Source organism: Salmonella sp. SAL04202 (assembly GCF_046550775.1).
Taxonomy (GTDB): Bacteria; Pseudomonadota; Gammaproteobacteria; order Enterobacterales; family Enterobacteriaceae; genus Salmonella; species Salmonella enterica.
This window is the reverse complement of the sequence record NZ_JBGDXK010000002.1, coordinates 222,927-238,765: the sequence shown is the minus strand read 5'-3', so window position 1 is coordinate 238,765 and position 15,839 is coordinate 222,927. Positions and strand designations below refer to the sequence as shown.

10 protein-coding genes and 1 CRISPR repeat array are annotated in these 15,839 nt (G+C 51.0%); of the genes, 7 read left to right on the top strand and 3 right to left on the bottom strand.

Translation table 11 applies throughout. From position 1 onward, the window contains the following. The first annotated feature begins 84 nt into the window (after positions 1-84). From pyrG to ACLJQJ_RS11410, 4 genes are all read left to right on the top strand, one after another. A complete protein-coding gene (gene pyrG / locus ACLJQJ_RS11425; RefSeq protein ID WP_000210863.1) occupies positions 85-1,722 on the top strand; it encodes a glutamine hydrolyzing CTP synthase in 1,638 nt (545 codons plus the stop codon). Positions 1,723-1,804: 82 nt separating this feature from the next. Continuing rightward, on the top strand, positions 1,805-3,103 hold the full coding sequence (gene eno / locus ACLJQJ_RS11420) for a phosphopyruvate hydratase (RefSeq protein ID WP_000036734.1): 1,299 nt from the start codon (positions 1,805-1,807) through the stop codon (positions 3,101-3,103). Between the two features lie 135 nt (positions 3,104-3,238). Then, positions 3,239-3,910, top strand: coding sequence for a 7-carboxy-7-deazaguanine synthase QueE (gene queE, locus ACLJQJ_RS11415; RefSeq protein ID WP_001199961.1), 672 nt, complete (start codon positions 3,239-3,241; stop codon positions 3,908-3,910). A gap of 296 nt (positions 3,911-4,206) precedes the next feature. Further along, a CRISPR array of direct repeats spans positions 4,207-5,333; the repeat unit is 29 nt; unit sequence GTGTTCCCCGCGCCAGCGGGGATAAACCG. A 158-nt stretch (positions 5,334-5,491) separates the two neighbouring features. Further along, positions 5,492-6,289 carry an MBL fold metallo-hydrolase gene (locus ACLJQJ_RS11410; protein ID WP_063809641.1) on the top strand — a complete coding sequence of 266 codons (798 nt, stop codon included), beginning with the start codon at positions 5,492-5,494 and terminating at the stop codon, positions 6,287-6,289. A gap of 89 nt (positions 6,290-6,378) precedes the next feature. On the opposite strand, the gene queD is transcribed toward ACLJQJ_RS11410, so the two are convergent. Further along, positions 6,379-6,741 carry a 6-carboxytetrahydropterin synthase QueD gene (gene queD, locus ACLJQJ_RS11405; protein ID WP_000108313.1) on the bottom strand — a complete coding sequence of 121 codons (363 nt, stop codon included), beginning with the start codon at positions 6,739-6,741 and terminating at the stop codon, positions 6,379-6,381. A gap of 423 nt (positions 6,742-7,164) precedes the next feature. On the opposite strand from queD, the gene cysJ reads away from it, so the two are divergent. The 3 genes from cysJ to cysH all read left to right on the top strand — a co-directional run bounded on the left by cysJ (position 7,165) and on the right by cysH (position 11,485). Beyond that, positions 7,165-8,964, top strand: coding sequence for an NADPH-dependent assimilatory sulfite reductase flavoprotein subunit (cysJ, locus tag ACLJQJ_RS11400; RefSeq protein WP_063809640.1), 1,800 nt, complete (start codon positions 7,165-7,167; stop codon positions 8,962-8,964). Then, positions 8,964-10,676: an assimilatory sulfite reductase (NADPH) hemoprotein subunit gene (gene cysI, locus ACLJQJ_RS11395; protein WP_063809639.1), complete on the top strand. Its 1,713-nt coding sequence runs from the start codon at positions 8,964-8,966 to the stop codon at positions 10,674-10,676. The genes cysJ and cysI overlap by 1 nt, the downstream gene beginning before the upstream one ends. Before the next feature lie 74 nt (positions 10,677-10,750). Further along, positions 10,751-11,485 carry a phosphoadenosine phosphosulfate reductase gene (gene cysH, locus ACLJQJ_RS11390; protein WP_039518597.1) on the top strand — a complete coding sequence of 245 codons (735 nt, stop codon included), beginning with the start codon at positions 10,751-10,753 and terminating at the stop codon, positions 11,483-11,485. An 87-nt stretch (positions 11,486-11,572) separates the two neighbouring features. On the opposite strand, the gene sopD is transcribed toward cysH, so the two are convergent. Further along, entirely contained in the window at positions 11,573-12,526 is a 954-nt protein-coding gene (gene sopD / locus ACLJQJ_RS11385) for an SPI-1 type III secretion system effector SopD (protein WP_074182167.1), read from the bottom strand. A gap of 384 nt (positions 12,527-12,910) precedes the next feature. Beyond that, the gene (locus tag ACLJQJ_RS11380; RefSeq protein ID WP_063809637.1) at positions 12,911-15,610 is read right to left on the bottom strand and encodes a CRISPR-associated helicase/endonuclease Cas3; all 2,700 of its coding nucleotides are present in this window, start codon (positions 15,608-15,610) and stop codon (positions 12,911-12,913) included. Positions 15,611-15,839: the final 229 nt, after the last annotated feature.

The window sequence follows — 15,839 nt, the reverse complement described above, 5'->3', positions numbered from 1 at the left end:
TTGTGGCGTAGGTCATGTTCGGGTATACTGCTTTCCCGTCCTGGTTATTCCATCGTCTTTTAAACCTAACTTCTCAGGTTCCGCATGACAACGAACTATATTTTTGTGACCGGCGGGGTCGTATCCTCTCTGGGTAAAGGCATTGCCGCAGCCTCCCTCGCAGCCATTCTGGAAGCCCGTGGTCTCAACGTGACCATCATGAAACTGGATCCGTACATCAACGTCGATCCGGGTACTATGAGCCCAATCCAACACGGGGAAGTGTTCGTTACTGAAGACGGCGCTGAAACCGACCTGGACCTGGGGCACTACGAGCGTTTCATCCGCACCAAGATGTCTCGCCGCAACAACTTCACGACTGGCCGCATCTACTCCGACGTTCTGCGTAAAGAACGCCGTGGCGACTATCTGGGCGCAACCGTACAGGTAATCCCTCACATCACTAACGCGATTAAAGAGCGCGTGCTGGAAGGCGGCGAAGGCCACGATGTGGTACTGGTGGAAATCGGCGGTACCGTCGGTGATATCGAATCGCTGCCGTTTCTTGAGGCGATTCGTCAATTGGCGGTTGATATCGGTCGTGAACACGCGCTGTTTATGCACCTGACGCTGGTACCTTACCTGGCGGCTGCGGGCGAAGTGAAAACTAAACCGACTCAGCACTCCGTGAAAGAGCTGCTGTCTATCGGTATTCAGCCCGATATTCTGATTTGTCGTTCCGATCGCGCGGTTCCTGCCAACGAGCGTGCAAAAATTGCATTGTTCTGTAATGTGCCGGAAAAAGCCGTTATTTCAATGAAAGATGTCGATTCCATTTATAAAATTCCGGGCCTGTTGAAATCTCAGGGGCTTGATGATTATATTTGTAAACGATTCAGCTTGAACTGTCCGGAAGCTAACCTGTCTGAATGGGAACAGGTCATTTACGAAGAAGCGAACCCGGCAGGCGAAGTGACTATCGGCATGGTCGGCAAATATATTGAACTGCCGGATGCCTATAAGTCGGTGATCGAAGCGCTGAAACACGGTGGTCTGAAAAACCGCGTTACCGTCAACATCAAATTGATCGATTCGCAAGATGTTGAAACGCGCGGCGTCGAAATTCTGAAAGATTTGGACGCTATCCTGATCCCCGGCGGCTTCGGCTATCGTGGCGTTGAAGGTAAAATCGCCACTGCGCGCTATGCGCGTGAAAACAATATTCCTTATCTGGGCATTTGCCTGGGGATGCAGGTTGCGTTGATTGAGTTCGCTCGTAACGTGGCCGGCATGGACAACGCCAACTCAACGGAATTTGTGCCAGACTGTAAGTACCCGGTTGTGGCGTTAATTACCGAGTGGCGCGATGAAGACGGTAACGTTGAAGTCCGTAGCGAGAAAAGCGATCTGGGCGGCACCATGCGCCTGGGCGCGCAGCAGTGCCAGCTTAGCGATGACAGTCTGGTACGTCAGTTGTACGGCGCGTCGACGATTGTTGAACGTCATCGCCATCGTTACGAAGTCAACAATATGTTGTTGAAACAAATTGAAGCAGCGGGTCTGCGTGTCGCAGGCCGTTCCGGTGATGATCAGTTAGTCGAGATCATTGAGGTACCGAATCATCCGTGGTTCGTGGCCTGTCAGTTCCATCCGGAATTTACTTCCACGCCGCGTGATGGACATCCGTTGTTCGCTGGCTTTGTTAAAGCCGCCAACGAGCATCAGAAACGTCAGGCGAAGTAAAAAAGTTAGAACGGCGGTGCACCCTCAGCGGTGCACCGTTTGTCTGAAGTTTTAGTTTAACTAGTGACTTGAGGAAAACCTAATGTCCAAAATCGTTAAAGTCATCGGTCGTGAAATCATCGACTCCCGTGGTAACCCGACTGTTGAAGCTGAAGTACACCTGGAAGGTGGTTTCGTAGGTATGGCGGCGGCTCCGTCAGGTGCTTCTACTGGTTCCCGCGAAGCGCTGGAACTGCGCGATGGCGACAAATCCCGTTTCCTGGGTAAAGGCGTAACCAAAGCTGTTGGCGCGGTTAACGGCCCGATTGCTCAGGCTATTCTTGGCAAAGACGCTAAAGACCAGGCTGGCATCGACAAAATCATGATCGACCTGGACGGTACTGAAAACAAATCTAACTTCGGTGCAAACGCCATTCTGGCTGTCTCTCTGGCTAACGCCAAAGCTGCTGCTGCCGCTAAAGGTATGCCGCTGTACGAGCACATTGCTGAACTGAACGGCACTCCGGGCAAATACTCCATGCCGGTTCCGATGATGAACATCATCAACGGCGGCGAGCACGCTGACAACAACGTCGACATCCAGGAATTCATGATCCAGCCGGTTGGCGCGAAAACGGTTAAAGAAGCCATCCGTATGGGTTCTGAAGTTTTCCATCACCTGGCAAAAGTGCTGAAAGGCAAAGGCATGAACACCGCTGTGGGTGACGAAGGCGGCTATGCGCCGAACCTGGGCTCCAACGCGGAAGCGCTGGCTGTTATCGCTGAAGCGGTTAAAGCGGCTGGTTACGAGCTGGGTAAAGACATCACCCTGGCGATGGACTGCGCAGCATCTGAATTCTACAAAGACGGTAAATACGTTCTGGCTGGCGAAGGCAACAAAGCGTTCACCTCCGAAGAATTCACCCACTTCCTGGAAGAACTGACCAAACAGTACCCGATCGTTTCCATCGAAGATGGTCTGGACGAGTCTGACTGGGACGGTTTTGCATACCAGACCAAAGTACTGGGCGACAAAATCCAGCTGGTTGGTGACGACCTGTTTGTAACCAACACCAAAATCCTGAAAGAAGGCATCGAGAAAGGCATCGCTAACTCCATCCTGATCAAATTCAACCAGATCGGTTCTCTGACCGAAACTCTGGCTGCAATCAAGATGGCGAAAGACGCTGGCTATACTGCTGTCATCTCTCACCGTTCTGGTGAAACTGAAGACGCTACCATCGCTGACCTGGCTGTTGGTACCGCTGCAGGCCAGATCAAAACCGGTTCTATGAGCCGTTCTGACCGCGTTGCTAAATACAACCAGCTGATTCGTATCGAAGAAGCTCTGGGCGAAAAAGCACCGTACAACGGTCGTAAAGAGATCAAAGGCCAGGCGTAATCCTGCTTTTACCTCTTAACGTATAAACCCGCTTCGGCGGGTTTTTTTGTATCTGTTCAATAGCGCAGCCGCTGTGCATGACCGGGCAGACGAAATCTGCAATAATTAATGATTATCCCCTTAACAGAGAACGCTATGCAGTACCCGATTAACGAGATGTTCCAGACCCTACAAGGCGAGGGTTATTTTACCGGCGTCCCCGCTATTTTTATTCGTTTACAGGGATGTCCGGTCGGCTGTGCCTGGTGTGATACTAAGCATACCTGGGATAAACTGAGCGATCGGGAAGTGTCTCTGTTCAGCATTCTGGCAAAAACCAAAGAGAGCGACAAATGGGGTGCTGCGAGCAGTGAAGATCTGCTGGCAGTAATTAATCGTCAGGGCTATACCGCGCGTCACGTTGTCATCACCGGTGGCGAACCCTGTATTCACGACCTCATGCCGCTCACCGATCTGCTTGAAAAGAGTGGTTTTAGTTGTCAGATTGAAACCAGCGGGACGCACGAAGTGCGCTGTACGCCTAACACCTGGGTCACGGTTTCACCAAAAGTGAATATGCGCGGAGGATATGACGTGCTTTCCCAGGCGCTGGAGCGCGCCAATGAAATCAAGCATCCCGTTGGGCGAGTTCGTGATATTGAGGCGCTGGATGAACTGTTAGCCACGTTGAGCGATGATAAACCGCGCGTGATTGCTTTGCAGCCCATTAGCCAGAAAGAAGACGCGACGCGTCTGTGTATTGAAACTTGTATTGCACGTAACTGGCGGCTGTCTATGCAAACGCATAAATATTTAAATATCGCCTGATGCATTACTAATCTTACAGACGGCCTGCCGATGCCGTCTGTGACTCATCCATTACCTTGCATTGTTTATTTTCTCTATGTGAATTTCGATGAGTGTATAAAAGCGCTGATAAATTTTTCCATAGCGATGCACGGATCACGCTATTTTGGTAAATTTAAAGAAAAAATCATTCTATGAACTTTTTTGCATCAAAATCAGCAAATTAGCTGTTCTTTAATAATTTAAATTGTTGCGATTATGTTGGTAGAATGTGGTGCTGATAAAAAATAGTTTATAAACAACAATATACGTTTAGTGTGTTCCCCGCGCCAGCGGGGATAAACCGTGCCTCAAGATTTTGAGCGGACGGGAGCTGGCGTGTTCCCCGCGCCAGCGGGGATAAACCGGATGCATGGGAGCACGGTAAACCACTGGCGCAGTGTTCCCCGCGCCAGCGGGGATAAACCGCGCATATAAAGCTGGCCTTACCGCTGGCTGGAGTGTTCCCCGCGCCAGCGGGGATAAACCGCCATACCATTTCCACTGGCGCAACGATTTTTGGTGTTCCCCGCGCCAGCGGGGATAAACCGCGGGTGATTTTAATGATGTGCTGACTACCGGCGTGTTCCCCGCGCCAGCGGGGATAAACCGATAACGACCTTGAGACGGTCTCAGTTCGCTGGGTGTTCCCCGCGCCAGCGGGGATAAACCGAGAATGTTCAGAACGATTATATTTTGATTTGTGTGTTCCCCGCGCCAGCGGGGATAAACCGGAAATGGCGATAGGCTTAGAAACGGTGCTGTCGTGTTCCCCGCGCCAGCGGGGATAAACCGGGGCTCATAAGTATTTCACTGACTGACTACGGGTGTTCCCCGCGCCAGCGGGGATAAACCGGCGCTAACCCGCGTCATTTCATCTGACACGCCGTGTTCCCCGCGCCAGCGGGGATAAACCGCTATTTACCACGTATTTATCAGTTCGACAAAAGTGTTCCCCGCGCCAGCGGGGATAAACCGGAGGGGAATCACCGCCTCGCCGAGCGCTACGCGTGTTCCCCGCGCCAGCGGGGATAAACCGATGCAGAAATGCGAGCGATGCACACGCCCCATGTGTTCCCCGCGCCAGCGGGGATAAACCGTTTCCGCAGATAGCTGCGAACGCCGGTTATTAGTGTTCCCCGCGCCAGCGGGGATAAACCGGATGTAACGTCTCTCACCTGGCCCGGCGTAACATGTCCCCCGCGTCAGCGGGGATAAACCGGGAATATGAAAATTATTATTTTTGCAACTGCAGTGTTCCCCGCGCCAGCGGGGATAAACCGCGTTTCTCACCTTTTATTCCACAGCAGACGATGTGTTCCCCGCGCCAGCAGGGATAAACCGGCCCGATCCCATCCTGGTATCGAGCCTCTGAAGTGTTCCCCGCGCCAGCGGGGATAAACCGGGGATCGCGCTGGCGGTCGCATCCGTTGCCGTGTGTTCCCCACGTCAGCGGGGATAGCCGTTGCATAATCATAATCTGTGTACCAGTAATGGCTGCTACAAACCTGTAAAGTAAAAAGGCCGCGTTTTCCCGGGGAGGCTTTTATACAGGAGAAGGCCATGGCGTTAAGGATCAGGGTATTGCTCGAAAATCATAAGGGAGCTGGAGCGGATAAATCGTTGAAGGCCCGGCCAGGGTTAAGCCTGTTGGTCGAGGATGAGTCTACGTCTATCTTGTTCGATACCGGCCCTGATGGCAGTTTTATGCAAAACGCGTTGGCGATGGGGATCGACCTGTCCGATGTGTCTGCTGTGGTGCTTTCGCATGGTCATTACGATCATTGCGGCGGCGTGCCGTGGCTTCCTGATAACAGTCGAATCATCTGCCATCCCGATATTGCGCGCGAACGTTATGCGGCAATGACTTTTCTCGGTATTACCCGAAAAATAAAAAAATTGTCGCGTGAGGTGGACTATTCACGCTACCGAATGATGTACACGCGTGACCCCCTGCCGATTGGCGAAAACTTTATCTGGTCAGGGGAAATACCGGTGGTCGCACCTGAAGCCTACGGTATTTTTGGCGGCCACGATGCGGAGCCGGACTCTATTTTGGATGAGGGCGTACTGATTTACCAATCGACAAAAGGATTAGTCATCATTACGGGATGCGGGCATCGGGGGATCGCAAATATTGTCCGGCACTGTCAGAACATTACCGGTATAAAGCAGATTTACGCGCTTGTCGGCGGATTTCATCTTCGCTGCGCATCACCGTTCACGCTGTGGCGAGTCAGGCGCTTTCTGCAAGAACATAAACCTGAAAAACTATGCGGTTGTCACTGTACAGGGGCCTGGGGGCGGTTGTGGCTACCGGAAATAACCGCACCTGCAACCGGTGATGTACTGCGCTTTTAACACCACGCGCTGGACAATGTTTTCACTGATGAAACGTCGTGTGGATAGGCTGGAATCAATCTGCCATCCAGCCCACGCGTTAATAAACCTTATTCGCCGCGATAGACGCAGCCGGCTGTACAGGTTTCTTTCACCATCACGGCGCTCAGTAGCGGCACGACGGGCTTAACCTGATCCCAAATCCATTTTGCCAGCACTTCGCTGGTGGGATTGGACAGCCCTGGAATATCATTCAGATAGTAGTGATCAAGACGATCGTAAGTCGGTTTAAACGCCGCTTTGAGATCCGCGAAATCCATAATCCAACCGGTATGCGGATCGACTTCACCGGTAATTTCGAGACGCACCATAAACGAGTGTCCGTGCAGGCGGCCGCACTTATGCCCTTCAGGCACGTGTGGCAGGCGGTGAGCGGCTTCAAAGGTGAAATCTTTATACAACGTGGTGGACATGATGAACTCTCAGGCAATAAAAAAACCGCCGTAGGGTACCGGAAAGCGCATTTTTTATCATTAACTAAAACCATTCTCCGCCTTGTGACGGGCAATTAATTTAAGAATTTCCAGAAAATTTAATAATTATCAATCAATTATAAAATCGATTTTGGCGTTAATCACGATAACTAAAACAGGTTAGTTCATTTGGTTATTTGTTATTTCCAACCCTTCTTTAATTGTTATTCCTCTCACCGTTACCCTTATCCTTAGTTTGGGATTTATCGCTTATACACTTCATCCTTCAAGCCGCATCTGTGTTGACTGCGTTTACTCACCCCAGTCACGTATTTATGTACGCTCCTGGGGCGCGCTCAGCTTACGGCGAACTTGAATGATTTTGTGTATAGATCCGCTTTGCTTACTGGAACATAACGACGCATGACGACACCGGCTCCACTGACTGGGTTGCTTCCGCTTAATCCGGAGCAACTGGCGCGCCTTCAGGCCGCGACAACCGACCTTACTCCCGAACAGCTTGCCTGGGTCTCCGGCTATTTTTGGGGCGTACTGAACCCGCGCTCAGGCGCTGTTGCCGTCACGCCTGCTCCTGAGGGGAAGATGCCGGGGGTTACGCTTATCTCCGCTTCGCAAACCGGCAATGCGCGTCGTGTGGCGGAAGCGCTGCGTGATGATCTGCTGGCGGCCAACCTTAATGTGACACTGGTGAACGCCGGCGACTACAAATTCAAACAGATTGCCAGTGAAAAACTACTGGTGATAGTGACGTCCACCCAGGGAGAAGGCGAGCCGCCGGAAGAGGCCGTCGCTCTGCATAAGTTCCTGTTCTCGAAAAAAGCGCCGAAACTGGAAAACACCGCTTTTGCCGTGTTTAGCCTCGGCGACACCTCTTATGAATTTTTCTGCCAGTCCGGAAAAGATTTCGACAGCAAACTGGCGGAACTGGGCGGTGAACGTCTGCTCGACCGTGTCGATGCTGACGTTGAATATCAGGCAGCTGCCAGCGAATGGCGCGCCCGCGTGGTTGATGTTCTGAAGTCTCGCGTACCTGTCGCGGCACCTTCGCAATCCGTCGCTACTGGCGCGGTAAACGACATCCACACCAGCCCCTATACCAAAGACGCGCCGCTGATCGCGACCCTCTCCGTGAATCAGAAAATCACCGGTCGCAACTCGGAAAAAGATGTGCGTCATATTGAGATTGATTTAGGCGACTCCGGCCTGCGCTATCAGCCGGGCGATGCGCTGGGCGTCTGGTATCAGAACGATCCGGCTCTGGTGAAGGAGCTGGTTGAGTTGCTGTGGCTGAAAGGCGATGAGCCGGTGACGGTTGATGGTAAAACCCTGCCGCTCGCCGAAGCGCTGGAGTGGCACTTCGAGCTGACGGTGAATACCGCCAACATTGTTGAGAACTACGCGACCCTGACGCGCAGTGAGTCGCTGTTGCCATTAGTGGGCGACAAAGCGCAGCTCCAGCACTACGCCGCGACCACGCCCATTGTTGATATGGTGCGTTTCTCTCCGGCGCAGCTCGACGCTGAAGCATTAATCGGCCTGCTGCGTCCGCTGACGCCGCGTCTGTACTCCATCGCCTCCGCGCAGGCGGAAGTCGAAAGCGAAGTACACGTAACCGTCGGCGTCGTGCGCTACGATATTGAAGGCCGCGCCCGCGCCGGTGGTGCTTCCAGCTTCCTCGCCGACCGCGTGGAAGAAGAGGGCGAAGTGCGCGTGTTTATTGAACACAACGATAATTTCCGCCTGCCAGCGAATCCGCAGACTCCGGTGATTATGATTGGCCCAGGTACGGGTATCGCGCCGTTCCGCGCCTTTATGCAGCAACGCGCCGCCGACGGTGCGGAAGGCAAGAACTGGCTGTTCTTCGGCAACCCGCACTTTACCGAAGATTTCCTCTATCAGGTGGAGTGGCAGCGCTACGTGAAAGAGGGACTGTTAAGCCGTATCGATCTCGCCTGGTCACGCGATCAAAAAGAAAAAATTTACGTACAAGACAAGCTGCGTGAACAGGGTGCCGAGCTGTGGCGCTGGATCAATGACGGTGCCCACATTTATGTCTGCGGCGACGCCAGGCGTATGGCCGCAGATGTCGAAAAAGCATTGCTGGAAGTGATTGCTGAATTCGGTGCAATGGACATCGAAGCGGCGGATGAATTTTTAAGTGAGCTGCGCGTAGAGCGCCGTTATCAGCGAGATGTCTACTAATGAGCGAAAAACATCCAGGCCCACTGGTGGTCGAAGGTAAACTGTCCGATGCCGAGCGCATGAAGCTGGAAAGCAACTATCTGCGCGGTACCATTGTGGAAGATCTGAACGACGGTCTCACCGGCGGTTTTAAAGGCGACAACTTCCTGCTAATACGCTTTCATGGCATGTATCAGCAGGATGACCGCGATATTCGCGCCGAGCGTGCGGCGCAGAAGCTGGAGCCGCGCCACGCCATGCTGCTGCGCTGCCGCCTGCCGGGCGGGGTGATTACTACGACGCAATGGCAAGCGATCGACAAATTCGCGGCGGATAACACGATTTATGGCAGTATCCGTCTGACCAACCGCCAGACCTTCCAGTTTCACGGTATTCTGAAGAAGAACGTCAAGCCGGTGCACCAGATGCTGCATTCGGTCGGGCTGGACGCGCTGGCGACCGCCAACGATATGAATCGTAACGTGCTGTGTACCTCTAACCCGTACGAGTCTCAGCTGCATGCTGAAGCCTACGAATGGGCGAAGAAGATCTCTGAACATCTGCTGCCGCGCACTCGCGCCTATGCGGAGATCTGGCTCGATCAGGAGAAGGTGGCGACCACCGATGAAGAGCCGATCCTCGGTCAGACCTATCTGCCGCGTAAATTTAAAACCACGGTGGTGATCCCGCCGCAAAACGATATCGATCTGCACGCCAACGACATGAACTTCGTGGCGATTGCTGAAAACGGCAAGCTGGTGGGCTTTAACCTGCTGGTTGGCGGCGGTCTGTCTATTGAGCACGGTAATAAGAAAACCTACGCGCGTACAGCCAGCGAGTTCGGCTTCCTGCCGCTGGAGCATACCCTGGCGGTGGCGGAAGCGGTGGTGACTACGCAGCGCGACTGGGGTAACCGTACCGACCGTAAAAACGCCAAAACCAAATACACTCTTGAGCGCGTGGGACTGGAGACGTTTAAAGCGGAAGTCGAGCGTCGCGCGGGGATCACATTTGAACCCATTCGTCCGTATGAATTTACCGGGCGTGGCGACAGGATTGGCTGGGTGAAAGGCATTGATGATAAATGGCACCTGACGCTGTTTATCGAAAACGGTCGTATCCTGGATTATCCGGGGCGTCCGCTGAAAACCGGCCTGCTGGAGATCGCGAAGATTCATCAGGGCGAGTTCCGTATTACCGCTAACCAGAACCTGATTATTGCCAGCGTGCCGGAAAGTCAGAAAGCGAAGATCGAGACGCTGGCGCGCGACCACGGGTTGATGAATGCGGTGAAACCGCAGCGTGAAAACTCAATGGCCTGCGTGTCGTTCCCGACCTGTCCGCTGGCGATGGCGGAAGCCGAGCGTTTCCTGCCGTCGTTCACGGACAAAGTGGAAGCGATTCTGGAAAAACACGGCATCCCGGACGAGCATATCGTGATGCGCGTGACCGGCTGCCCGAACGGCTGTGGCCGCGCGATGCTGGCGGAAATTGGCTTAGTAGGGAAAGCGCCTGGTCGTTATAACCTGCATCTTGGCGGCAACCGCATCGGGAGTCGTATCCCACGGATGTATCAAGAAAATATCACCGAGCCGGATATTCTGGCCTCGCTGGATGAACTGATTGGGCGCTGGGCGAAAGAGCGTGAAGCGGGTGAAGGCTTCGGCGACTTTACGGTGCGTGCGGGCATCATTCGCCCGGTGCTCGATCCCGCGCGTGATTTCTGGGAATAACCTGAATTGCCGGATGGCGTCTGTGTAGGCCTGATAAGCACACGCCATCAGGCAAGGCAAACAGTGAGGAACTTATGTCCCAACTCGATCTCAACGCATTGAATGAACTGCCAAAAGTCGATCGCGTACTGGCGTTGGCGGAAACCAACGCTCAACTGGAAACGCTGACTGCCGAAGAACGCGTGGCATGGGCGCTGGAAAATCTGCCCGGCGAATATGTGCTCTCCTCAAGCTTTGGTATCCAGGCGGCGGTGAGCCTGCACCTGGTGAACCAGATTCGCCCGGATATCCCGGTGATCCTCACCGATACCGGCTATTTGTTCCCGGAAACCTATCAGTTTATTGATGAGCTAACGGACAAACTCAAACTCAACCTGAAAGTTTACCGCGCGGGCGAAAGTCCAGCCTGGCAGGAAGCACGCTACGGCAAACTGTGGGAGCAGGGCGTTGAAGGCATTGAGAAATACAATGACATCAACAAGGTCGAGCCGATGAACCGGGCGCTAAAAGAGTTAAACGCGCAGACCTGGTTTGCGGGTCTGCGTCGCGAACAGTCCGGCAGCCGCGCGCATTTACCCGTTCTCGCTATCCAGCGCGGCGTGTTTAAAGTGCTACCGATTATCGACTGGGATAACCGCACGGTTTACCAGTATCTGCAAAAGCACGGTCTGAAATACCATCCGCTGTGGGATCAGGGCTATCTGTCGGTGGGCGATACGCACACCACCCGCAAATGGGAGCCGGGCATGGCGGAAGAAGAGACACGCTTCTTCGGGCTGAAGCGCGAGTGCGGGCTGCACGAAGGGTGATTGTCCTTACGCGGTATGATTATACTTGCTGCTATGAAAAATCCGGCAGGCAGCCGGATTTTAAATTGGTTATTTTACTGACTATCTTTATGTCAGTAATATATTACGACTGCACCCATCTTTACCAATGTGCAAAGAACGTTCATGGGTTAGATATAGCTTTTCAAGAATTACATCAATAAACATTTTTTTTGCATGATAGTCGTTATAATCCTGATTAAGTTTGTTTAAAAAACCGGAATTTGTTGGTTTAAACTCTGCAAACGGTGAATAGCTATGTAGTAAATAGGAGATGCATGGATGCATCATGCTAAAAGCGACTTCACCTTGTACCTCCTGATAACCTATTTTGCAAAACTGAGTTGTAGGCTCAAAGTTGCCGGCATTAATACAGGCCAGCATCGATTTTTCATCTGCAGTAAGTGAGTCCTGCCATTCGACAAGCGGGTGGTCTGGAGCCTCTGCGGGACGCATCATCTCATAAACCGCCGCTTTGATTTGTGCATTGCTCGTCACTTCTTTTCGTAGAGTTGAAATCGACTCTTGAAGTAATTCCGGGTGCCAGGTCATCTTCGAACCAATCACCTCACATATTTGTAAAAATAACTGTCTCTCCTCTCTACTCATAGATTCTATCACTGCATCATCTGATATATTGAGGATGTCCTTAATATTGCTTTGGCTGATCACCGTGTCGCCGACCATAAGTAAAAATTGTGTCTGAGAGGCGTCCATCTTGATAGTAAACAGATCCTGATGAGCCGGGCAGGCCAGATGTTGTAGCCGTTTAAAGGCGTAAATTTTATTTATATCCTCTACATTAACTTCCATCTCTCCAGGTTCACCACGGCCCTGCCCGTGAATGATGGAGTGTAACACTTCCAGCGCATGGTCCTTTTTTTCCGCTCTAAAATGATCCTGGACTTTCTCCCAGCCCCCCATATGGATTGCTTTTTCTTTATCTGCGCTTAACAGATGAGCAAGCCGACTTTCATTAAGCGTATAATTTTGATGATTACCGAAGCTTAAAGTGACTGGCATAATATTTTCCTTCAAATTTATATTATTCAATATCCGGAGTAAAATATATCGTTCAATTCTCTCTTTTTTATTAAACAGATAAAGTTTACTCCAGGAGAGAATTTGAACGACATTATTAATACAGCACATTTATGGTTGGTAATCCTTTGTGGTGACGATAATTCAGACAAAAGGTAGATGATTAGCCGCAAATGGTCGTTTTTTTTAAATTTTGGTTTATCATGAATGGTGTTGATGCTGAGAGATAAAGTATGATGAAATGAAGTAGTTAAATTTAATTAATTAAGGGTATTCATGGAAATGGATGTAGATAGAGAAGCTACAAAGATTTTGGTGAATCTAATGTAATAACTTCTCTATACAACGGAGTTAGAATAATACCCGTTATCCAACCAATCCAAAACGTTTACTATAATAGCTAGCTTCTCCGGCATCAGATACCAGCACAACCTGTCCGGAAGGGCGATGGTGGCGTTTTCTGAAACAGGCTAATGTTTCCTCATCTGGACATTGGAATGTACCAGAATTTTTTTGCCACCATGATTTTCGGACGGATAAGCGACTTTTTTCCCAGCAGAAATCTATTTCATCAACTAAAGGGCGTAGCTGTCCATCAATGTCTTTTCTGGCGAGATAAACATCAACACTCTCTTCACCCAGACGGGTAGAAAATTCTCTATCTTTATCCCATAAAAAGTCGCTGGCTTCTCGATCGTAACCGAGATCGTAACGTAATAAATTTTGCGCAGCCACTGAACGTTGGCTAAGGACTTTGCCAAAGGCAACGTCAGAGATCGTCTGCAAGCCTGCTGGCGCAGCAATTTTCTGCTCGTATACGCCGTCAACGAGTGCTCTGGCATTATCCGGCATACGGATCTCACCATGTTGACGCAGCAGCGCCTGGGTACGCCACAGGCAGGCATGATCGGTGTAAACAAAGCCGGTACCTTTTAGCTCTTGCCCCAACCAGCCCTCTTCTGCCTGCTCCTGCCAGTGAGGGGCCAGAATATGCAATATTGGTGGCTGGCGTTCATCCGGAAGCGTAGATTTTCGTTGCCCATGGGCATCGCGGATATGGCGTTGCAGGCGACCGGCGCGCTGGATCAATAAATCAATCGGCGCCAGATCGGTGATCATCCAGTTAAAGTCCAGATCGAGACTTTGTTCAACGACTTGTGTGGCGATTAATACCTTACCACGTCGTTCAGAAACGGGGGCATTGTTACCAAACCAGTTTAACGTTTTATTTTCAATAGCAATACGATCGATAAAAGCAAAACGGCTGTGGAAAAGCAAAAGATCCTGCTGTGGAACGATTCCCTCGTGTAGCAACTGCTGGTAAGTATCCAGCGCATCATCAACCGTGTTGCGGATCCAACAAATGCACTGTCCGGTTGCCACAACGCGATAAATAATGTCCAGTGCTTCCTGGCGCTGCTGTATCCAATTAACGGCTACAGTCCTTTGGACTTCGGGACGTGTGGCCAGTGGTTGCTCTAACAGACCGGAGGAAGTGAGGTGGCTTAACCATGGATAACCCGCGTTATCGCTACCACCAGCGCTCATAAATCCCGCGCCATCGCTAAACGCATTAAGTAATTTTTCCCGTAAAGCGGCGGGAAGAGTGGCGCTCAGAATAATAGCGCTACCGCCCTGGGCGGCATGGAAGCGCAATAAACCTTCCAGCAATTTAACCATATAACCATCATAGGCGTGCACTTCATCCAGCAGCAGGATTTTGTCGCGCATCCCTAGCAATCGGAGCGATTGATGGCGAAAAGGCATCACCGCCATTAAGAGCTGATCCAGCGTACCTACGCCGACTTCCGCCAGCAGCGCTTTTTTGCGTGAATCTGCAAACCAGGTATGGCACTCAGTAGTCGCGTTGCCATCATCACGGGCATAATCTTCAGCTATATTTTCTGTTGGCTGCCAGATGGATTGTCGGAAAGAGTCCGACATTTCTCGCCCACCGTGTGCCAGGATGAGCGATGGCCTGGACTCATCGGTAAATAGCGCATGATAAGCCGATGCCAGGCGCTGATACATGGCGTTTGCGGTGGCCATTGTCGGCAACCCAACGTAGAGACCGTGGCCTTTATTGGCTGACATTAAGCGGTGAGTCAGAATCAGCGCGGCCTCTGTTTTGCCTGCTCCGGTAACGTCTTCCAGGACAACCAGCTGTGCACCGGGTGCTGAAATATCCAGTTCGCTTGCCCGTTGCTGAAGAGGGGTGAGCGTCTGAATGAACGGAAATAATGCCCGGTGATCTTGATAATGGCTGTGCTGAGATAACGGCGGCATTCGGAGGATGGCCTGTTGGGCTTTTTCACAAGCGAGAGGCCAATAATCTTTCAATGGCATGGCGCTGCTGAGCAGTGGAAACTGGCTTTCATCCGAGCCCATCCAGTCGGCAAGGGTGACAAGCCCAGCGAAAAACCAACTGTGCTGTTTTAAACATTTTCTCCCTGCTTTGGTTTTCCACTCCTGAGGTAGAGTGAAAGGAAATAATTCACTTAATGCTTCCAGATAATGCGTTGCTGCGACAATGTCTTCATCGGTGAATGCCAGCGAGCTTCTGTTTTTCATGGTGTCCGGTGGGATGCCATGGTGCCCGGTGCTAATAAGCATCCAGCTATTTAAAGCGCTTTCAAACCTGGCGCGATTTTCTGGTTCAATACCTGCGATAATTTCATTACTGCCTGAACTCCACGCTTCAAATAATTTACCCCATAAATAGAAGCCTAAGGAATCATGTCTCTCAAACGCGGAAACACCGCTAACGGGAGAGACTAAGGGAGAGTTTGGGAATTCGGCGTATTTTTGAAATCCTCTGGCGAATTTTCCGATATCGTGGCTGGCAAGAAACCAGATTATCCAGTTTTCTGCATTTGTACCTGAGATATTACATTCCTTTAATATATTACATGAATTGAATATATTGTTTTTTATTATGTATTTCCCGCATGCAGCAACGTCCAGGCAATGGTATGCCAGTAAATGATAATTACAGATTATGTTTTTTGTTGATTTATCAGTTTTCCCCCAATAGCAGAGGTAGTCCAGATATTCTATCTGTGTCATCTTTTTCCTGTAGCAGGGGGATTACAATGAAATCGATAATAAATTGGGATACGGGTAATTGGCCAGTTTTTTTGTCTGGATTAGGTTATCCCCGCTGGCGCGGGGAACGCTGCGCTATTAAGACTGTATCTACGGTTTATCCCATAATTTTAGGGAACGTATTAAAGATAACAGATAACTATAAAAAATACATAGTCTGATTTAAGACTGTATCTACTTTTTATTTATA